At 53.0% G+C, this 20,937-nt stretch carries 17 protein-coding genes and 1 riboswitch; of the genes, 16 read left to right on the forward strand and 1 reads right to left on the reverse strand.

Annotated elements, in window-relative coordinates:
* The first annotated feature begins 158 nt into the window (after positions 1 to 158).
* Both K1558_RS18840 and K1558_RS18845 read left to right on the forward strand, forming a co-directional pair.
* Complete coding sequence (locus K1558_RS18840; RefSeq protein WP_338019716.1) at positions 159 to 1,040, forward strand: ROK family protein; 882 nt, start codon at positions 159 to 161, stop codon at positions 1,038 to 1,040.
* A 228-nt stretch (positions 1,041 to 1,268) separates the two neighbouring features.
* Complete coding sequence (locus K1558_RS18845; protein ID WP_238653200.1) at positions 1,269 to 2,285, forward strand: HRDC domain-containing protein; 1,017 nt, start codon at positions 1,269 to 1,271, stop codon at positions 2,283 to 2,285.
* 89 nt (positions 2,286 to 2,374) lie between these two features.
* On the opposite strand, the gene corA is transcribed toward K1558_RS18845, so the two are convergent.
* The gene (corA, locus tag K1558_RS18850; protein WP_238653201.1) at positions 2,375 to 3,310 is read right to left on the reverse strand and encodes a magnesium/cobalt transporter CorA; all 936 of its coding nucleotides are present in this window, start codon (positions 3,308 to 3,310) and stop codon (positions 2,375 to 2,377) included.
* A 420-nt stretch (positions 3,311 to 3,730) separates the two neighbouring features.
* Positions 3,731 to 3,830: riboswitch (SAM riboswitch) on the forward strand.
* A 146-nt stretch (positions 3,831 to 3,976) separates the two neighbouring features.
* Between corA and metA the strand changes: the two genes are divergently transcribed.
* The 14 genes from metA to K1558_RS18915 all read left to right on the forward strand — a co-directional run bounded on the left by metA (position 3,977) and on the right by K1558_RS18915 (position 20,868).
* Complete coding sequence (gene metA, locus K1558_RS18855) at positions 3,977 to 4,894, forward strand: homoserine O-acetyltransferase MetA (RefSeq protein WP_238653202.1); 918 nt, start codon at positions 3,977 to 3,979, stop codon at positions 4,892 to 4,894.
* 127 nt (positions 4,895 to 5,021) lie between these two features.
* Positions 5,022 to 6,191 carry a PLP-dependent transferase gene (locus K1558_RS18860; RefSeq protein ID WP_238653203.1) on the forward strand — a complete coding sequence of 390 codons (1,170 nt, stop codon included), beginning with the start codon at positions 5,022 to 5,024 and terminating at the stop codon, positions 6,189 to 6,191.
* Between the two features lie 198 nt (positions 6,192 to 6,389).
* On the forward strand, positions 6,390 to 7,526 hold the full coding sequence (gene mqnC / locus K1558_RS18865; protein WP_238653204.1) for a cyclic dehypoxanthinyl futalosine synthase: 1,137 nt from the start codon (positions 6,390 to 6,392) through the stop codon (positions 7,524 to 7,526).
* Between the two features lie 167 nt (positions 7,527 to 7,693).
* Complete coding sequence (locus K1558_RS18870; RefSeq protein WP_238653205.1) at positions 7,694 to 7,990, forward strand: DUF6979 family protein; 297 nt, start codon at positions 7,694 to 7,696, stop codon at positions 7,988 to 7,990.
* 93 nt (positions 7,991 to 8,083) lie between these two features.
* Positions 8,084 to 8,386, forward strand: coding sequence for a thermonuclease family protein (locus tag K1558_RS33185; RefSeq protein ID WP_420800449.1), 303 nt, complete (start codon positions 8,084 to 8,086; stop codon positions 8,384 to 8,386).
* A gap of 163 nt (positions 8,387 to 8,549) precedes the next feature.
* The gene (locus K1558_RS18875; RefSeq protein WP_238653206.1) at positions 8,550 to 12,959 is read left to right on the forward strand and encodes a bifunctional 2',3'-cyclic-nucleotide 2'-phosphodiesterase/3'-nucleotidase; all 4,410 of its coding nucleotides are present in this window, start codon (positions 8,550 to 8,552) and stop codon (positions 12,957 to 12,959) included.
* A 140-nt stretch (positions 12,960 to 13,099) separates the two neighbouring features.
* Positions 13,100 to 13,942, forward strand: a complete 843-nt coding sequence (locus K1558_RS18880; protein WP_238653207.1) for an SPFH domain-containing protein — start codon at positions 13,100 to 13,102, stop codon at positions 13,940 to 13,942.
* Between the two features lie 13 nt (positions 13,943 to 13,955).
* Positions 13,956 to 14,129, forward strand: coding sequence for a type II toxin-antitoxin system antitoxin (locus tag K1558_RS18885; RefSeq protein WP_238653208.1), 174 nt, complete (start codon positions 13,956 to 13,958; stop codon positions 14,127 to 14,129).
* 482 nt (positions 14,130 to 14,611) lie between these two features.
* A complete protein-coding gene (gene thrS, locus K1558_RS18890) occupies positions 14,612 to 16,549 on the forward strand; it encodes a threonine--tRNA ligase (RefSeq protein ID WP_238653209.1) in 1,938 nt (645 codons plus the stop codon).
* Positions 16,550 to 16,901: 352 nt separating this feature from the next.
* Entirely contained in the window at positions 16,902 to 17,420 is a 519-nt protein-coding gene (locus K1558_RS18895; protein ID WP_238653343.1) for a 3D domain-containing protein, read from the forward strand.
* Between the two features lie 130 nt (positions 17,421 to 17,550).
* Entirely contained in the window at positions 17,551 to 17,697 is a 147-nt protein-coding gene (locus K1558_RS18900; RefSeq protein ID WP_238653210.1) for a hypothetical protein, read from the forward strand.
* Between the two features lie 305 nt (positions 17,698 to 18,002).
* Positions 18,003 to 19,082: a cell wall-active antibiotics response protein LiaF gene (gene liaF / locus K1558_RS18905; protein WP_238653211.1), complete on the forward strand. Its 1,080-nt coding sequence runs from the start codon at positions 18,003 to 18,005 to the stop codon at positions 19,080 to 19,082.
* Positions 19,083 to 20,171 carry a HAMP domain-containing sensor histidine kinase gene (locus tag K1558_RS18910; RefSeq protein ID WP_238653212.1) on the forward strand — a complete coding sequence of 363 codons (1,089 nt, stop codon included), beginning with the start codon at positions 19,083 to 19,085 and terminating at the stop codon, positions 20,169 to 20,171. It abuts the gene before it with no gap.
* A 43-nt stretch (positions 20,172 to 20,214) separates the two neighbouring features.
* Entirely contained in the window at positions 20,215 to 20,868 is a 654-nt protein-coding gene (locus K1558_RS18915) for a response regulator (RefSeq protein ID WP_238653213.1), read from the forward strand.
* The last annotated feature ends 69 nt before the right edge of the window (positions 20,869 to 20,937 follow it).

A 20,937-nucleotide genomic window follows, 5' to 3' on the forward strand; every position in this document is an offset into this window, starting at 1 on the left:
AACCGCTTGTCACACACTTGGGAGGCACGTATAATAGGTTCGAGAGAGCGCTTAATTCACCCGCTTGCAGGCCGCCCGTTGGTGTTGAAGCCAGGGGAATACGCGCGCATTAGGCAGCAACAGCTTAATGATGTACACCGAGAGGAGAGAACGCTGCAGTGAAATTGTTGGGAGCGATTGAAGCAGGCGGAACAAAGTTTGTATGCGGAATAGGACATGAGGACGGAACGGTCATCGATAGAGTGAGCTTTCCGACCACGACACCCCAGGAGACGATGGGCCTGGTGACTGATTATTTCTCGGGCAAGAATGTGGAGGCGCTGGGCGTCGGTTCCTTCGGACCGATTGATCCGGTGGTCGGCAGCCCGACTTACGGATATATTACAACCACTCCGAAGCCTCACTGGGGCGGTTATAATCTGGTGGGGGCGATAGAGGAGCAGTTCAAGGTTCCCGTTGGCTTCGATACTGATGTGAATGGTGCGGCTCTGGGCGAGTATACGTGGGGAGCTGCACAGGGGCTCGACAGCTGTCTGTACATCACAGTGGGCACAGGAATCGGTGCAGGTGCAGTTGTAGGTGGGAAGCTGATCCACGGGCTGTCCCATCCCGAGATGGGTCATATTCTGGTCCGCCGTCATCCGGAAGATCAATATCCGGGCTTCTGCCCGTATCATGGCGATTGCCTGGAAGGCCTGGCAGCGGGGCCGGCGATTGGAGCGCGTTGGGGCAAGCCGGCAGGTGAGCTTCCTGCGGACCACTCGGCCTGGGCGATGGAGGCCCATTATCTGGCCCATGCGCTGATGAACTATGTGCTGATCCTCTCGCCGCAGAAGATCGTAATGGGCGGCGGAGTGATGAAGCAGAGCCAGCTTTTCCCGCTGATCCATACCAAGCTGCAGGAATTGCTCGCAGGCTATGTGCAGCATCCGGCGCTGAATCAGGACATTGGCAGCTATATTGTTCCGCCGCAGCTGGGCGATAATGCCGGCCTTACCGGTGCGCTTGGCTTAGCTAAGCTTGCTCTGGACCGCAATTAGAACAGCCTGCACAAAAAGCATTGACACTTGCGTAATATATGGTATCCTAGGTTTTAACAGTATAGCATTTAAGAGGAAGCACCTCTTTCACGAAATTCGTGGGAGAGGTGCTTTTTGTGCGTCCGGGGGTCTGCCCGGAGATCAAGCCCTCATCGGATACGGCAATCTCTGCTTCCCGCCGGCGCAGGGATAATGCTTGCTGTAACACTAAGAAGGTAGGGATTACATATGCAGATCGTATTTATGAACCGGTTATCCAGAATGTCGGGAGCGAATCAGGAGGTTTTCGCCCAGCTGTGGATTGGAGAGGAGGAGGGGCTATGGCGTCTGGGCTGGCGCGACTTCTCCGGGGAGCAGGAAGCGGGCGACAGCTTGTGGTATGAAGGCAGTTCATGGAATGAGATGCTGTGTGTATACCGGCATGAGCTGGCCATGAAGATGGGGGAAGGCTACCGGCCCCTAATTGACGGGGGATTTCATGAGGAGGATCAGCACAGCAGCCGCAGCCAGGAGCAGCTTAGGCTCCAATATTACAGCGAGCAATTCGGAAATGACGCGGTCTATGAGGAACTGTGCTCCTGGCGCAGAGGGAAGGCTTCCAGCGAACGGAAGGCGCCCTATCTGCTGGCCAGCAACCGTCTGCTGCGGATGATCAGCACGTTTCTTCCCCGCACATCAGAGGAACTGCTGCAGCTTCCGGGTGTCGGCGAAGGCAAAGCTTCACAGTATGGTGAGGACTGGCTCAGCATCACCTCGGCAGCTCCGCGTGAGCATCATTTTCCGCTAAGCTGGGTGAATGATGTGATTGACGAAGAGAGCTTCATGTCCTGGCAATACAAGCAGAAGGAGCTGAAATACAGAAGACAGCTGGAACGGCTGCGGCTGCGGCGGGTGCTGCTTCAGGGAATTGAAGAAGGGCAGGATATGGCACAGCTTACGGTGCTTAGCGGAGTAAGCCGCCGTGAAGTGCTTGAGGTTGCGGAAGAGCTGGAGAAGGAGGGCTATCCGGTGGAGAAGCTGATTGCGCTTGAACTCAGGGAAGTGACCTCTGAAGAACTGAACCAGGTCTGGACAGCCTTTGAACTGATCGGTGACAGCTTCCTGAAGCCGGTGCTCTTCAAAGCTTACGGAGAGGATTTCGCGCCTGCGGAAGGACTTGACCGGTATTATGAACGCCTGCGGCTGATCCGGCTCCGCTTCCGGAGAGAGCATCCGGGCACGCTCAACGCGGCCAACGGCCTGTAGCCTGTAAGGGAATATAGCAAAAAGACGAAGGCTTCCCTATACTCTGGTGGTATACGGTGCCTTCGTCCTGCTTATTCGTCCACCTTGGTTCATAGCCATTCCTTCTTACGGAAGATAATGAGCATTCCGCAGCCGAGCGTCACCATGACGGCAATGACGCCATAATAGCCGTACTCGGTGTGGATCTCAGGGATATTGTCAAAGTTCATGCCGTAGATCCCGGTAATCACGGTCAGAGGCATGAATATAGTGGTAATTGCCGTAAATACACGCATGATTTCATTGGCGCGGTTCGCGATACTGGATTGATAAGCTTCGCGCAAGTTGCCCATGAGGTCGCGGTAGGTCTCGAAGGTTTCAGAGATCTTGACCGCATTCTCGTAGATATCGCTGAAATACTTCTGAAGCTGATCGTCGATCAGGCGGAGATCCTTTTTATTCAGGGTATTAATAACTTCCTTCTGCGGACCCAGCATCTTCTTCAGCCAGAGAATCTCACTGCGCAGACCAATAATCTCGCTGAGATGCGATTTCTTGGTATGCATCAGGATATCCTCTTCCAGCTTCTCAATCCGCGCTTCAATCCGGTCACCGACCGAGAAGTAGTTGTCAACGACAAGGTCAACCAGCAGATACAGGAACCGGTCAGGCGCGTTGACCTCCTGCTCCCACAGGACAGGCTTCAGCACACGCAGCTCATGGATCTTCTGCCGGGTTACGGTGATGATATAATGTCTGCCCAGGAACACGTTGAGCGCCCGGAGGAAGATCTCTTCATCATCGAACCGGATGCTGTTCACGACGATAAAATAATGGCTCTCATAAATTTCAAGCTTCGGACGCTGATCCTCTTCACTGAGGCAGTCCTCCACAGCCAGATCATGCAGACCGTACAACGGCTGAAGCTCAACCAGGTCCTCCGTGTCCGCATCAATCCAATAGAACCCCTCTGCCGGGGCGGTAAGTGTATCTTCAATGTTATCAATAGGCGTAAAAACCCCTGCATTCACCAGCCGGATTTTCATCTGATTCACTCCTTTGATCCCTGGTCTTCGTCCAGGGTATGCTCATTTCAGCACACGGAAAAATCAGCTTGGCCGGTGGTACAATCATGGACGAAGTCCAAAAGACGGTTCGAGAGCATGAAGAATAAGGGCTCCCGCCGCCGGCAAGCTGATGCAAATCCTGTGTGGTTGTTCATTCTGCACGCTTATTCGCGAGCCCGGGTCGCCTTCCATTCTTCTCTCACCTCTTCTTTTCGCCGATTGGGTTGAAGCACCTGTCTAGTATACCGCTGGGATATGCCTCTTACAAGAGAAATTCTTTTCATTTTGGTGGCTCCTTCAGCATTGTATGGACTTGACGAACAGGAGGTTCATGATTTAAAGTGAATTTTAAGCAAAGCATCCTTCGGGTGCCTGAAATACCCCAATTAAATACGCGAAATCTTATCAAGAGCAGGTGGAGGGACTGGCCCGATGAAACCCGGCAACCGGCGCGCAAGCGCACGGTGCTAATTCTTGCGGAGGCTTGGCAGGACAATGATTGTCCGGCTTAAGCGCTCTGGCAGATGAGAGAGGCGCATATGACAGCAGATATGACCTTTCTCAACCGGGAAAGGTCTTTTTTCGCGGGTGCTGCCTTGTTAGCCGCCCTGCAGACCCTATATTCAGTTAAGGAGTGAACCAGCAATGCCTATCAAAATTCCCGACAGCCTGCCGGCCAAGGAAGTGTTATCCGGTGAGAATATTTTTGTAATGGATGAGAGCCAGGCCTTTCATCAGGATATCCGTCCGTTGCGTATCGTGATTCTGAATCTGATGCCGACCAAAGAGACCACAGAGACGCAGCTCTTGCGTCTGATCGGGAACTCGCCGCTTCAGGTGGATGTGGTGCTGCTGCATCCCAGCTCCCATACGTCGAAGAATACCTCTGCCGAGCATCTCAAGAGCTTTTACACAACCTTCAATGAAATCAGCCACCGCCGCTTTGACGGAATGATCGTCACCGGCGCTCCTGTAGAACAGATGGAATTCGAGGATGTCAACTACTGGGAAGAGCTGAAGGTGATTTTTGAGTGGAGCAAGCAGAATGTAACCTCGACCATGCATATTTGTTGGGCTGCACAGGCAGGATTGTATCATCACTTCGGTGTGCGCAAGGTAAGCCTGCCGGAGAAATGCTTCGGAGTGTTTCCGCATACCCTGAGCCATAATAATGTCAAGCTGCTGCGCGGCTTCGATGAAGTGTTCCATGTTCCGCATTCCCGCCATACCGACGTCTCCCGCGAGGATATCGAGGCTAATCCCGAGCTGCAGATTCTGGCCGAGTCGGAGGAAGCCGGGGTGTACCTGGTGGCTACGCATGACGGGAAGCAGATTTTTGTCACCGGGCATTCGGAATATGATCCGTTCTCGCTGAAATGGGAATACGACCGGGATATTGCCAAAGGGATGGACGTGGCGCTGCCGAAGCACTACTATCCCAAGGATGATCCGACTCGCACCCCGCCGGCGGTCTGGCGCGCCCATGCCAACTTATTATTCTCTAACTGGCTCAATTACTATGTATACCAGGAGACGCCTTACGATATCGGAGCCTTTATCTAAGCAGCACAGTATTCTTATATAGAAGCTATTAATTTTGGTATACACACAGCCGATGCTTCCGAAGTGAGTTTTGCCCGAAGAATAATCAGGTCGTGTACGCTATACAAAACTTTAGGAGGCCGTGGAGATGGACGAGAAACTGAGAATTGAGAGCAGACTGGCACAGATTGGTTCGCAGGAGGACCCCGCCACCGGAGCGGTGAATTATCCGGTATATCAGTCGACGGCCTTCCGGCACCCGAGACTGGGTCAGAGCACAGGCTTTGACTACATCCGCACCAAAAATCCAACCCGTGCTGTACTCGAAGATGCAGCAGCCGCACTTGAATCGGGGGATGCCGGCTTCGCCTGCGCCTCCGGGATGGCTGCGCTCACAACCGTGTTCACCTTGTTTGGACAAGGGGATCATCTTGTAGTGTCGCTTGATCTGTACGGCGGAACCTACCGTCTGCTGGAGCGGATTCTCACCAAATACGGCATCAGTGCCTCCTATGTGGATACGAATGACCTTGATGCGCTGGAGGCGGCCCGCCTGCCGGGCACCAAAGCCGTATTCATTGAGACGCCGACGAATCCGCTGATGATGATTACAGATATTGAAGCGGTCTGTAGCTGGGCCCGCACTCACGGTCTGCTGACGATCGTCGATAATACCCTGCTGACCCCGTTCTTCCAGCGTCCGCTGGAGCTGGGAGCCGATATCGTCGTTCACAGTGCAACCAAATACTTAGGCGGACATAACGATGTGCTCGCCGGACTGATTGTTACCAAAGGGGAGGAATTGTCGGCGGAAATGGCTGTGCTGCATAACTCGCTGGGGGCCGTGCTTGCGCCTAGTGACAGCTACCAGCTGATGAAGGGGATGAAGACGCTCGCGCTGCGTATGGAGCGGCACGAGAGCAATGCGCTGGGGATTGCCCGGTATCTGCTGGAGCATCCGGCCATCGCTGAGGTCTTCCACCCCGGGCTGCCGGACCATCCGGGCTATGCCATTCAGAACCGCCAATCCTCCGGCAACACCGGCATCTTCTCCTTCAAGGTGAAGGAGGCCAGCTATGTTGAGCCGCTGCTGCGCCATATCCGCCTGATCGCCTTCGCCGAGAGTCTGGGCGGAGTGGAATCGCTTATGACCTACCCGGCGATTCAGACCCATGCCGATATTCCGGTGGAGATCCGCGATGCTGTAGGTGTGGATGACCGGCTGCTGCGTTTCTCTGTCGGCATTGAGCATGTGGATGATCTGATCGCTGACCTTGGACAGGCTCTGGAGGCGGCAAGGCTCGAACTGGAGGGATAGAGAGAATCTCCCTGTATTATAGCAATCCAGGCAGCAGCACCGGAGAGTGCTGCTGTTTGCTGTGGACAGAATTTCAATTCTGTCCGGCGAAACATTTCTCAAGGGCAGCCGATTGTGATACGATGGGAGAACGGATTATTTTTAATTCAAATTGTATTTATCTCATAGACTTCATAGATGAAGAGGAGGCCGTGAACAGTGAGTGCAATCGATCTTATTCTGGATAAAGCACTGAAGGGTGAACGTCTTCAGTTGGAAGATACGGTCACATTGTTTGAGAGCAATGAAATTGAGAAGATGGGTGCGGCAGCAGATATTATTATGAAGCGTTGGCATCCGGAGCCGATCACCACATTCGTGATTGGACGCAATATTAACTATACCAATGTATGCGACGTCTATTGCCGCTTCTGCGCCTTCTACCGCAGACCCGGCTCAGAGGAAGGCTATGTGCTTCCCGATGAAGCCATTTATCAGAAGATTGCCGAGACGGTCAGCGTGAACGGGACCGAGATTCTGATGCAGGGCGGCACGAATCCGAACCTGCCGTTCAGCTATTATACGGATATTCTGCGCGGAATTAAGCAGCGCTTCCCGGACATTACGATGCACTCCTTCTCCCCGGCGGAGATTATGAAGATGGTTGAGGTCTCCGGCCTGCCGCTGGAGCAGGTGATGCGCGAGATTCATGCCGCAGGGCTGGATTCCCTGCCGGGTGGGGGCGCAGAGATTCTCGATGACCGTACCCGCCGCAAGATTAGCCGGCTGAAGGGCTCCTGGCGCGAGTGGATGGATGTCATGCAGACCGCTCACCGCATCGGCATGAACACTACTGCAACGATGGTTATCGGCCTCGGCGAGAGCATGGAGGAGCGGGCGCTGCATCTGCTGCGTGTACGCGAAGCCCAGGACGAGTGCATTGCCAACAAGTATGACTCGGAAGGATTCCTGGCGTTCATCTCCTGGACCTTCCAGCCGGACAATACGAACCTGAAGCTGGACCGCCAGACCCCGGAAGAGTATCTGAAGACGGTAGCGATCAGCCGCCTGGTGCTGGATAACATCAAGAACTTCCAGTCCTCCTGGGTAACCATGGGTCCTGAGATCGGAAAGCTCTCGCTGCAATACGGCTGCAATGACTTCGGCAGCACGATGATTGAGGAGAACGTGGTCTCCTCGGCGGGCGCAACCTACAAGGTTAACATCGAGTCGATCACCCAGATCATCCGCGAGGCGGGCAAGATTCCGGCGCAGCGCAACACGCGCTACGACATTCTGCGCACGTTCGAGGATGCGAGTGCGAAGATTGACCATGATTTTATTATGCAGAACTAGAATATAGTTTTAGGGTGCTTTTGGCATAATAGGGTAAACACCTATATGAGATAACGGAGTAGTACTACACATTTTTGTAGTATTTACTCCGTTTTTTTGTGCCGCAATCCCATATAATGAATCCATAGTACATTCGGGAGTGCACTGTATGCGGGAGGGGAATCGTAATGAGCAAGTACGGTTTAGCGGCTATAAAAGCAGCATCCTTAATTAAAGATGAACCTGGTTGTACACCTTTAAACGGATGGAATCAGTCTACGAATGAGCTTTACGGAGAAAACACGCATTCCCAGCGTAAAGGATGCCCGAAAAATGCATTCTTGGGTTTATGTGAGGAAGGATTAATCAGAGGTATTTCTAAGGGGAACTATGCCTATAAAAGAAAATCCCATAATTCGCAGATGGATGTTGTGCTAGCTTTGTGGAACAAAGGACTTATCCTACAAGAGGGAGATCAAGAATGAATAAAACTCTATTCATAGTATTTATTGTTATCCTTAGTTTGTTAAATGCCAATCATTCAGAGTGTTTTTATCCAGTTGATGTTACAGGCACAGATGTCATTGATACTTTTATTTTTAAGTCTGAAAGGTGATACCTTCCGCATTAAAAGGGAGGATGGAGGAGCTCCCGGAATACAACCGGTTCAGCCATTTGGACCGGAGGCTAAAGCTTTTATCAGCAAACTTCTTCTTGGCTGGACCATTTTACTGGAGACTGAACTATCAGTGCGGGACGAAGATGGGCGTATACTGGCTTTTGCCTATTATGAGAATACTATGGTTAGCCAATTTAAGTACGACTCTGCCCGGTGGAGTCAACTTAAATTGGTTTTTTGTTGTTTTGCCATGGAATTGTAAATTTGCATCGTTATATTTTACAAAAAACGATGAATTAATGTGAGATTTTACACAACAATTTATAAGAGTTAATGCATTTTGATAGATTCCTAGAGTGGGCTATGATACAATTTTTCGGACAGTGGTAGAATAATATAGCAATCACAGGGAGGAAATTAGGTTTATGGGAGAGAGAAGATGGAACAAGCCGATAGCTTCTTTACTGGCTACCACAGTTCTGGCGGCACAGGTGCTGGGCGGAGTATTCAATGGTCCTGTGCTGGCGGCAGGAAAGGCAGAGGCTTCTCCGGTGATTGAGCCGGGAACCACCATTAATTTACGCTTGATGAGTACCACTGATGTGCATACGAACGTATACGGCTGGGATTATTTCAAGGGTGCCCCCTCCGCGACTGTTGGTCTGGACCGTACTTCAACCTTGGTAAAGGCTGCGCGCAGTGACGAAGAGGGCAAAAACAACCTGTTGCTGGACAACGGCGATTTAATTCAAGGCACACCGCTGGGAACGTATATGGCCCAGATTTCTGATTTCAAAGACAGCGAAGACCAGATTCACCCGATCATCGCAGCGATGAACCTCATGGGTTATGATGCAGCAACCTTCGGCAATCATGAATTCAATTATGGATTGGATTATCTGGACCGGACTGTTAAAGGCAATGTGAGCAGTGTAACTTATAAAGATTCTACGGGTGCGAAATTTCCTTATATCAATGCAAATATTTATAATGTATCCAATGGTGAAAATACATTCACTCCTTATAAAATCATCGATAAAGAAGTAACGGACAGCAAAGGCAATAAGTTTACCATTAAAGTCGGCCTCCTGGGTCTGGTTACTCCGCAGATTTTGGAGTGGGACAAGGTGAACCTTGAGGGCAAGGTAATTGCTAAGGATATTGTGGCAACCGCGGAGAAATTCGTGCCTGAGATGAGGGGAAGAGGCGCAGATGTCATCGTCGCCATGACGCATTCCGGGTTCGATGCGGCGGCCTCCGGTGAAAATGCGGAGAATGTCATCAACCTGCTGAGTAAAGTTAAAGGCATCGACGCCATTACCTTCTCGCATACCCACAAGGTATTTCCGACGAACGGGGATAACAGCAAGCTGGATGCTTCCTTCAAAGATCCGTCCACCAAGCTGCCTTACAATAATGATATCGCCCAAGTGGATAATGTTAACGGCCATATCAACGACACTCCTGCTGTACAGGCTGGTTATGGCGGAGGCTATCTGGGCCTGATCGACCTGAAGATCGTCCATAACAGTGACGGCTGGGCGGTAGACAAGCTGAACTCCAAAGCCTCCACCCGTTCGATTGCAGACGCAGCCGTTGACACGGCTATTGATGATCTTGCCGGAGCGGCACATCAAGCTACGATTGATTACGTGAATCAGCCGCTGGGTGTTACAGCTGCGCCGATGAACAGCTACTTTGCGCTGGTGCAGGACGATCCGACTGTACAGATTGTTACGTATGCCCAGCAGCAATATGTTTCTAACCTGATTCATACGAACGAGAATCTGGCTGCATACAGAGACCTGCCGATCCTGAGCGTCGGTGCACCGTTCAAGGCTGGACGCAACGGCCCGGACGAATATACGGATATTAAGAAAGGCGACCTTACCATCGCCAGTGCAAGCGACCTGTATCTCTATGACAATACGCTGAAGGCGATTGTAGTGAAAGGCTCAACCGTCAAGGAATGGGTTGAGATGAGCGCTGGTGCGTTTAACCGCATCAAGCCGGCCATTTCTGCGCCGCAGTCCTTGTTGAACCCGGCATTTGCTGTTTACAACTTCGATGTGATTGACGGCATCAAATATACAATCGACGTGACCCGCAATGCGAAGTATAAGCCGGACGGCAGCATCAACGATGAGTCCTCCAGCCGGGTAACCTCCATCACTTACAATGACCAACCGCTGAGTAATGATCAAGACTTCGTGGTCGTTACCAACAACTACCGTGCAAGCGGCGGGGGGAACTTCCCGGGCGTCAAAGGCGCGCAGATGATCATTGATTCCCAGATGGAGAACCGTCAGGTGCTGATGGATTACATCAAGGAAGCGGGAACCGTTGATCCTACCGCAGACAACAACTGGTCGATTGCTCCTATTGAAGGGAATGTCAATGTAACCTTCACTTCTTCACCTAAGGCAGCGGCATCCGCTCCTTCGAACATCACAGCCACAGGGGTCCAGGATGTTAAGGGCTTTGAAATCTACAACCTTGATTTGAAAAAATCCGTTCCAGCCCCAACGGGAGATGTTGAAGTTCACCTGCTGGGCATCAACGACTTCCACGGCCAACTGGACACCACTTCTGTGGTGAACGGGGAAAATGTAGGAACGGCAGCAACACTGGCTGCTTACCTGAAGGAAGCCCGTGCCAAATATGAGCATTCACTGCTGTTCCACAACGGCGACTCCGTAGGTGCATCCGCACCGGTATCTTCGCTGGAACGCGACAAGCCTACAATGGAATGGATGAATCTCATGAAGTTCGACGTCGGCACCCTGGGGAACCATGAGTTTGACCAAGGTGTTGAGGCAATGAAGGCTCAAATCTATGGCGGCAAGGACCCTAAAAACACCAGCATCGTTCACAATGGTGCCGATTTCGATTATATCAATGCCAATGCAGTAGACAGCACTACCGGCAACCCTATTATCACTCCTTATGTTGTAAAAGAAATTGGCGGTGTGAAGATCGGCTTCATCGGAGTCGTCACCAAAGCTACGCCAAGCAAGGTATCCCCGGCCGGTACAGCAGGGGTGAAATTCCTGAGCGCCGAGGAAGAAGCGGCGGCGATTGAGAAATATGCTGCTGAGCTGAAGAGCAAGGGCGTCAATACGATCATCGTGCTGGCCCATGATCCGGCTACTACCAAGGTTGATCCAGCCACCAAAAAGAATGTATCCACCGGTGAAGCTGTAGATCTGGCCAATGCACTGCCGGCGGATTCTCCGGTGGATGTCATCGTGGCCGGCGACAACCACGGCTACGCTAATGATGTAGTCAACGGCAAGCTGATCGTTCAGGCTTATTCTTACGGAACGGCTTTTGAAGACATCAAGCTGATCATTGACGGACCTACCGGCAAAGTAAAGGATAAGACGGCAGTAGTAACGAATACTGTTCAGAGCAAAATTCAACCGGATGCCGAAACCAAGGCACTGGTAGACTTCTACCTGAACCGTCACCCTGAACTGACCCAGCCTGTAGGAACGACTGACGGTACAATTACCCGTACAGATGCCTATACCAAGGAATCAGCATTGGGTAACCTGATTGCAGATGCAATGCGCAGCGCTGATTTCAATGACGGAGCTAATGGTCCGGCTGATTTCGCCTTCATGAATCCGGGCGGTATCCGTGCCGATCTTCCGAAGGGGAACGTATCCTTCGGCGATCTGGCGAAGATCCAGCCGTTCGGCAACACGCTGGTGAAGCTGACCCTGACCGGACAGCAGATCAAGACGCTGCTTCAGCAGCAATGGAATGTGAAGGCAGACGGAACACCTGACATCAAGACTTTGCAAATCTCCGGCCTGAAATACACAGCCAATATGTATCTGCCGGTTGAACAGCGTGTGGCTAACCTGACCAAGACGGACGGAACACCGATTGAAATGAACAAGAGCTATACCGCTGTAGTCAACAACTTCATGGCTGCAGGTGGAGACAATTACAAGGTGCTGACACAGGCAAGCAGCTCGCTGGCCGGGCCGATTGATCTGGATGTATTCTATGGTTATATCGTCAAAACATTCAAAGGCGGCGCGATCACCGCCGCTATCGAAGGCCGGATCACCAATGTGGAGAAAGATCCTGGAACGGTGACTCCTTCTCCTACACCTAGCTCCAACCCTGGCAACAACCCGAATCCGGGCTCTAACCCGGGACCGGTTGTAACAGCAACGCCTAAGCCTACAGCATCTCCTTCGGCTACCCCGGCGGCAACAGCTACACCGGCACCAACCGCAACACCTGTGCCAACCGCTGCTCCGGCTGCCGCTGCAGTGTTCAAGGATCTGGGTAAGGTGGCCTGGGCTGCAGACGCAATTAATGCGCTGGCTGCCAAAGGAATCGTCAAAGGTATGGATGGCACGAACTTTGCTCCGACGAAGAGCGTAACCCGTGCAGAATTCGTAACCATGCTTGTCCGCTCGCTTAATCTGGATAATGCGGCAACACCTGCGACATTCAGCGATGTGAAGCAAGGGGTCTGGTACGCAAGTCCGATAGCTGCCGCTGTGAATGCAGGGCTGGTCAAAGGCTCGGGCAACGGCAGATTTGAGCCGGGCCGCGAGATTACCCGTGAGGAAATGGCGATTATGATCGCTAATGCCCTTAAGGACCAGCTTAAGCCGGTGGATGCTGCTGCACTTAACAAATTCACAGACAAAACTAAGATTGCGTCCTATGCCCAGCAGGCAGTTGCGCAATTAACTGAGGCTGGAATCGTTAATGGGGTGGACGCTAAGCAGTTCGCACCGAAGAGTCTGGCGAACCGTGCCCAAGCTGCTGTGATTATCTACCGTATGCTGGAGAAGACAGCTTCATAAGTTATAGTTTAATCCTCAAATGATACTCACGCAGGATAGTGGGCCCGTGCTGAAATAGCACGGGCCTTTTTCTGGTTTACAGTTGTATCCAAAAGTGATATCATAATTATATCAAATACATATCTAATGGAGGCGGCATTATGAAAGAGAAATTGTTACATCCGGTCAGCGGTTTCTGGGTCCTCGTTCTGATTGCAGTGTGCCTTGGCGGCGGGATTTACGGAGCAGTTGCGGGATACATAACCCTGCCAGTTATCTTGTTTGTGGCGGCAAGTATACTGTCCACCGGTATTTCAGTGGTTCAGCCGAACAGCTCAGTGGTCGTGACCTTCTTCGGCCGTTACGTGGGGACCATTGCCTCAAGCGGAATGTACGCCGTCATTCCCTTCAGCATCCGCAAGACCGTATCGCTTCGGGTCCGCAACTTTAACAGCGTGAAGCTGAAGGTCAACGACGTGGAGGGCAATCCGATTGAGATTGCTGCGGTCATTGTCTTCAAGGTGATCAATTCGGCGAAGGCGCTGTTTGATGTCGATAAGTATATGGCCTTCGTGGAGATCCAGAGTGAGACCGCACTGCGCCATGTGGCCAGCAAGTACCCGTATGACAACTTCAATGAGACTGGCATGTCCCTCCGGGCCAACGCCGATGAGATTGCCAAGGAGCTTGCCTCAGAGCTGCAGGAGCGCCTGTCCTTATCCGGCGTAGAAGTGATCGAAGCCCGGCTGACCCATCTGGCTTATTCAACAGAGATTGCCAGCACGATGCTGCAGCGCCAGCAGGCTTCTGCCATTCTGTCCGCACGCCAGATTATTGTCGAAGGTGCGGTCAGCATGGTCGATATGGCGATCCGCCAGCTGAAGGACAGCGGTGTAGTTGAGCTGGACGAAGAGCGCAAGGCGGCAATGATTAACAATCTGATGGTGGCGATTGTATCTGAACGCGGCGCGAGCCCGGTTATTAACGCCGGCTCGCTGTACTAAAGGCGGGATTATTATGGCGGCCAAAAAAAGCTTTCCGCTGCGGATTGATCCTGCAGTGCATGAAGCGCTGGAACGCTGGGCGGGAGAAGAGTTTCGCAGTGTAAACGCACATATCGAATACTTGCTGCGTGAGTCTTTGAAGCGTGCAGGCCGCTTGCCGGGCAAGAAGCGACAGGAAGAAGAATAGTCCATCCGGGACGGCTGCGCTTCACACCTTAGAACGGGCAGCCCTTACACGCTTGACGGAAGATTAGCGGCGATTTATAATTACCCTAAATGTAGTTATCAGCGTTGACAAAGATATGAATCGTGGCTTTGGACCGTTTCAGAGAGAGGGAACCTCAGGCTGTAATTCCCTCCGGTGCTGCCGCTGGTTTACCCCTTTGTAGCTGCGGTGAAGAACTTCTGGTGTGACCCGGGCTATGGCTTTGAGGACATTCCAACGGATAGTAAGAACCGCCGGTTCATAACCGTTATCTTATGGGAATGAAGGATGATTTTGTGCAGGAAGCTCGCTTGACCTCAGGCAGCTTATGCAGGAATGAATCGAATTTGGGTGGAATCACGGGTGCAATCACTCGTCCCTTTGCGGGACGGGTGTTTTTTGTGTGCAGAAGCCGCAGGTGCAGGAAAATGAAGCATCAGACCAACATGTAGGGGGAAAGAACAATGTCAGTCAATATCAAGCTTCCGGACGGTTCCGTCCGGGAATACGCAGACGGCAGCAGCATCGATGATGTGGCAGCCTCAATCAGCAGCGGACTGCGCAAGAACGCCGCTGCCGGCAAGCTCAACGGGATTGTGGTAGACCTGTCCGCCAAGCTGCAGGAAGGCGATCTGGTAGAGATCGTAACTCTGGATTCACCGGAGGGCCTGGAGGTCATGCGCCACAGTACCGCTCACCTTATGGCTCAGGCAGTAAGACGCCTGTTCGGCACGAAGGAAGTGAAGCTCGGGGTAGGTCCGGTCATTGAGGACGGCTTCTACTACGACATGGACCTGGAGCATCCGCTCAATCCGGAGGATCTGCTGAAGATTGAGAAGGAGATGGAACGGATTGTCTCGGAGAACCTGCCGATTGTCCGCCATGAGGTCAGCCGTAAAGAAGCGCTGGACCGCTTCGGTGAGCTGGGTGATCCTTATAAGCTGGAGCTGATTGAAGCGCTCCCTGAGGACAGTGTGATCACGATCTATGAGCAGGGTGAGTTCTTCGACCTGTGCCGCGGGCCGCATCTGCCGTCCACAGCCAAGATTAAGGTATTCAAGCTGATGAATGTCGCCGGTGCGTACTGGCGTGGAGACAGCAAGAACAAGATGCTGCAGCGTGTCTACGGCACAGCCTGGGTGAAGAAGGCACAGCTGGATGAGTATCTGCGCCTGCTGGAGGAAGCGAAGAAGCGCGACCACCGCAAGCTGGGCAAGGAGCTGGAGATCTTCACCTTCAACCAGCTGGTGGGACAAGGCCTGCCGATCTGGCTGCCGAAGGGTGCGAAGCTGCGCAGCATCCTGGAGCGTTACATCGTGGATCTGGAGGCCAGCCTTGGCTACCAGCATGTCTACACTCCTGTACTCGGTAACGTGGAGCTGTACAAGACCTCCGGTCACTGGGAGCATTACCAGGAGGACATGTTCCCCAAGATGGTCATTGATAACGAGGAGTTTGTGCTTCGCCCGATGAACTGCCCGCACCACATGATGATCTATAAGAGCTCCATGCACAGCTACCGTGATCTGCCGATCCGTATCGCCGAGCTTGGGATTCAGCACCGTTATGAAATGTCGGGAGCCTTGACAGGCCTGCACCGCGTCCGCTCGATGACGCTGAATGACTCGCATATCTTCTGCCGTCTCGACCAGATCAAGAGCGAATTCATCCGCGTGCTGGAACTGATCAAGCAGGTATACAGTGACTTCGGCATCGAGGATTACCGGTTCCGTCTCTCCTATCGCGATCCTAAGGATACGGAGAAGTATTACGCTAATGACGAGATGTGGGAGACTGCGCAGCGGATGCTGCGCGAGGTGGTTGAAGAAGCCGGCTTGCCGTTCTACGAAGCTGAAGGCGAAGCGGCATTCTACGGTCCGAAGCTCGACGTGCAGATCAAGACGGTTCTCGGCAAGGAAGAGACTCTCTCAACCGTACAGATCGACTTCCTGCTGCCGGAGCGCTTCGAGCTGGAATATGTCGGTGACGATGGACAGAAGCACCGTCCGGTAGTCCTGCACCGCGGGATTCTGGGAACGATGGAACGCTTCGTAGCCTTCCTGCTGGAGAACTTTGCCGGCTCGCTGCCGCTGTGGCTGTCCCCGCAGCAGGTGAAGATTATCCCGGTATCGTCAGCATTCGACGATTACGCGAAGGAAGTGGAAGCGAAGCTGCTGAAGAGCGGCATCCGTGCGGAACTGGATCTGCGTAATGAGAAGATGGGCTACAAGATCCGTGAAGCACAGCTGGAGAAGCTTCCATATATGTTCGTCGTCGGCGAGAACGAGATGAACGCCGGCAGCGTATCGATCCGCAAGCGCGGCGAAGGCGATATTGGAGCCCGTCCGCTCCAGGAAGCTGTAGACTCCCTAGCCCGGGAAATTGCCGGACGCGTTATCTAATCCGGACTTAACTGAACCTCTGGTATAAGCTATATGGGACTGCTGCAATGCGGTTTCATGTATAAAGTTTTGTGAATCGGGAAACCCTCGTACTATGGGGAGGGTTTAACTAATGAACAAAATGGGCTTATATCAGAGGTTTTGGTGTCTTTTCGTCACGCTTGTTCTTCTGCTGACCGCAGCCGGGATTTACCCGGACTACTCACATCAGTCGGCACAGGCAAGGGGACTGGAAGACACTGCAGGACAGGCTGGCAGCAGCTCGCAGGTGAAGTCACAGGTTCAGCGTCAAGACACAGGTGCAGCATCTGCGCTTGGAGGCTCCTCCAGATCCGTCCGGCGTGAATCGCCAGTGACGGCTCCGAAGGCTCCGGCTCCGGCGGCTAAACCGAAGACCGCAGTGAAGCGGCCCGATTCCTTGCCGGTAGCTGCACCGGAACCGGAACAGATCATCACTTCACTTAAGGTGACAGCAACCGGTTATACAGCCGGATATGAATCTACAGGCAAAACGGCAAGCCATCCGGAGTATGGCATTACTTATTCTGGAGTTAAGGTACGCCGGGACAAGAATGCAGTCTCGACCATCGCTGCAGATCCTAAGGTTCTGCCGCTGGGAAGTATTTTATATATACCGGGTTACGGATATGGCATTGTGGCGGATACCGGCTCGGCAATTAAAGGGCGGAAGATTGATCTGTACTTCAGCACCACCAAGCAGGTCTACAAGGAATGGGGCAAGAAGTCGGTCGTAGTCCAGGTAATCAAGCGCGGCAACGGCAAATGCACCGAAAGTATGCTGAAGAGCCTTGGCCATGCGATACAGACCTACAAAACGGTTCCGCAGCATATCCTGGAAGAGGCCATTTAACGGCCTGTGCTGCCAAGCGGCGAGCTTGATTTTATTTTCACGTGCTCATGCATAATACGCCTTCCGGATTCCCATAATATCGACTGGGGCAAAAACTTGCTTCTTCCGATCGATAAGGGAGGTGATTTCCGTGGCTAATTCCAAGAAACCAAAGGTTCAAGAGAACTACAAGACACCGAATGAAAAATACAATGCTGAGTTTGCTGTTGAGAATGATGGCGCGACTAAGCAAAGCAGCAACACATTTGCCAAGCCGGCTCAGAAACCGCAGCAGTAATCCGGAATTCCGGCAAGTCTCCCAGAGACACCAAAACTGTCCTGACCTTCCCGTTAAGCGGGGGCAGGGCAGTTTTTTTATTGAAATATTTGTATGTTCTGGGGTCCCCGCAAAGTATCTGAGTCATCATCGAAGCAAAAGCCTCACTGTGAGGGGTTGTTTTACTTATTATTCCAATCTTCTCGGTCTGGAGACCGAGACCCTCTTCCTTCTCCCGCCGCTGTTCTCTGCTGCCAACTTCCTGTACACTATACATATAAGCGCGACAAGGGATAAGCTGTACTATCCATAAGGGGGAATTCATTATGAAACGAAGGTACACAAGCCGGGTGTTTGGAGGTCTGCTGCTGATCGGTCTGGGAGGGCTGTTCCTGCTCCGGCAGATGGGTTACACGTCGTTCAACCTGGGTACACTGATCTCCACCTATTGGCCGGCTGTGCTGATTGTGATGGGGGTTCAACGGCTGTTAGCGCCGGATGAAGAGCATTCCAGATTCTCTGCCATGCTGGGCGGATGCTTCTTTCTGGCCATCGGATTGTTCTTCCTGGGACGGAACCTGGACTGGTTCTATTACTCGGTAGGCGATTTCTTCAAAATGCTGATTCCGGTCATGCTGATCGGCGGCGGCCTGGCGGTTATCTTCAAGCCGCGCAGCTCCTCACCGCCGGTACCTCCGGTGCCGCCGGCACCACCGAACTATTATCCGCCCGGACCGGGCAAGGGACCGCAGAATACGGAGCCGCCCGCACCGCTGGAATCTACACTGGATGAACAGTTCGAGCAGAAATTCGGCAAGCCGGCAGGGAGCAGAGAACGGGACTGGAATGATTATCTGTCGAAGGAGGATGGGGATACGGAACGTGATCCTCATCTCTCCTCGGCGGATGCCCGCTGGCAGGAGAAGCAGGAGCGCCACGAACGCAGACGTCAGGAACGCCAGGAGCGGCAGGCCCGCCGCCACGGTGAATGGCATGAGGAGTTCCAGCATACTGCCAGTGACAAGGATACTACGAACCGTTCGGCTTTTATCGGGGATGTGCATATGGGCCGTGAGCATTTCCAGCTGAAGAGAACCAATATTTCGCAGTTCATCGGCGATGCGGTACTGGACCTGACCAATGCGCAGATTCCTTACGGCGAGACGAAGATTAACATCTCCGCTTTTGTCGGCGATATCAAGGTATATATTCCGGATGATATGGATCTCGGCGTTGCCGTGACCAGCAGCTCCTTCATTGGAGATATGCAGGTGCTGGAGCAATCCCGCAGCGGGTTCATGAGCAATGTGCAGTGCAAGACGCCTTATTACAAGGAAGCGGGCAAAAAAGTGCGGATCAACGCCAGCTGCTTCATCGGTGACATTAAGGTCAAAACGGTGGGTTAGATGGGAATGATCTTCAGCAATACAAAATGGATGCTGCTGGTGTATTTCCTTCTGAGCGGCGGGGTAACTGCCGGGCTGATGTACGCAGGCACATGCTTGGGCTATATACAGGTAGTGGACACCCGGATGTGGATCTACCTGTGCCTGGGCATCGTGCTGTTCACGGTCATTATCGGCTATATCGCCGGACAGCGGATTCAGCGGCGGATCGATCATCTGGATTTGAATATGCTGCAGGTGGCCAAGGGGAATATGTCGGTGCGGATGCCGGAGAGCGACGATCAGTCCTTTGCCCGGGTCTACCATGAGTTCAACATCATGATGGATACCGTGGAGAAGAAGATGAAGCTGCTCCAGCAGCTTGGCGAGCAGGAAGTGATTGAGAAGGAGAAGGCAGCGGAGAGTGCGGTGCTGGAGGAGCGTCGGCGTATGGCCCGGGATCTGCATGATACGGTGAGCCAGCAGCTGTTCGCGATCCATATGTCCGCCTCCTCGCTGCCTAAAGTGCTGGAACGCAGTGCCGAGCACGGGCAGACGGTGATGGATCAGCTGATCAGCATGTCCCAGATGGCCCAGAAGCAGATGAGAGCGCTGATTGCACAGCTGCGTCCGGTGGAGCTGGAGGGGCGCAATCTGTTCGAGGCACTGGAGAAATGGTTCCCTGATTACTGCCGCCAGAACGGACTTAAAGGGGTGAAGGAGCTTGAGCTGCAGGGTGAGCTATCCGAGGCGATTGAGCATCAGCTCTTCCTGATTATTCAGGAGTCGATGGCGAATATCGTCAAGCACGCCGGTGCGCGTGTTGTCAGTCTGTCACTGCGCGAGGTGCCGCGCCAGGTCGTGCTTAGCATCAGCGATGACGGGCAGGGCTTCGAGCATGTGCAGCATAAGCAGGGCTCTTACGGCCTGACCACCATGCGCGAGCGGGCCGAGAAGCTTGGCGGGCAGGTAGAGATAATCAGCCGCAGGGGAGCGGGAACGACGATCCGCGTACATATTCCGAAGTTTGTCCAAGGTCATGCGGAGCTGGCTGAGAGTACCGGGCCGGTGAATGGACTGCTGCCGGATGCCGGTTCTGAAGAGGCTTAATGGGCTTGAACGTGAGGATACAAGATATTAGGGGGAATACGGGATGAGTCTCGTTAGAGTGCTGCTGGTGGATGATCACGATATGGTGCGGATGGGCCTCAAAACCTATCTGATGCTGGAGCCGATGTTTGAGGTGATCGGCGAGGCAGCGAACGGCCAGGAAGCGCTGGAAATGCTGCGTGACATGGGACCGGAGGGGCTGCCCGATCTCGTGCTGATGGATCTGATGATGCCGGTCATGAACGGGGCGGAGACCACACGTGCCGTCCTGGCTGAATTCCCGGGACTTAAAATTGTCATCCTCACCAGCTTCCTGGAGGATGATCTGGTCGTGGATGCGATTGAAGCCGGTGCAGTCAGCTATGTGCTCAAAACCGTCTCGGCGGAAGAATTGATCTATGCTCTGCAGGGCGCTTACCGCGGGATGCCGGTGATGACCGGGGATGTCTCACAGGCACTGACCCGCGGCATCCGCCAGCGCACGGTCCAGGGCGACTCCTCCGGCTTAACCGAACGGGAGAAGGAGGTGCTGCTCCTGATTGCCGAGGGCAAGACCAATAAGGAGATCGGCGAGGAGCTGCACATCAGCATCAAGACCGTCAAGACCCATGTCAGCAACCTGCTGATGAAGTGTGAGCTGGATGACCGCACTCAGCTGGCGATCTATGCGCACCGCAAGGGCTGGGCACAGGGATAAACGTTGTATAAAAGTAAACAGGCCATTCCGCAGTTGTCAGCTTACAACTGCCGGAACGGCCTGTTTTAC

Source organism: Paenibacillus piscarius (genome assembly GCF_022234545.1).
GTDB lineage: Bacteria > Bacillota > Bacilli > Paenibacillales > Paenibacillaceae > Paenibacillus_AQ > Paenibacillus_AQ piscarius.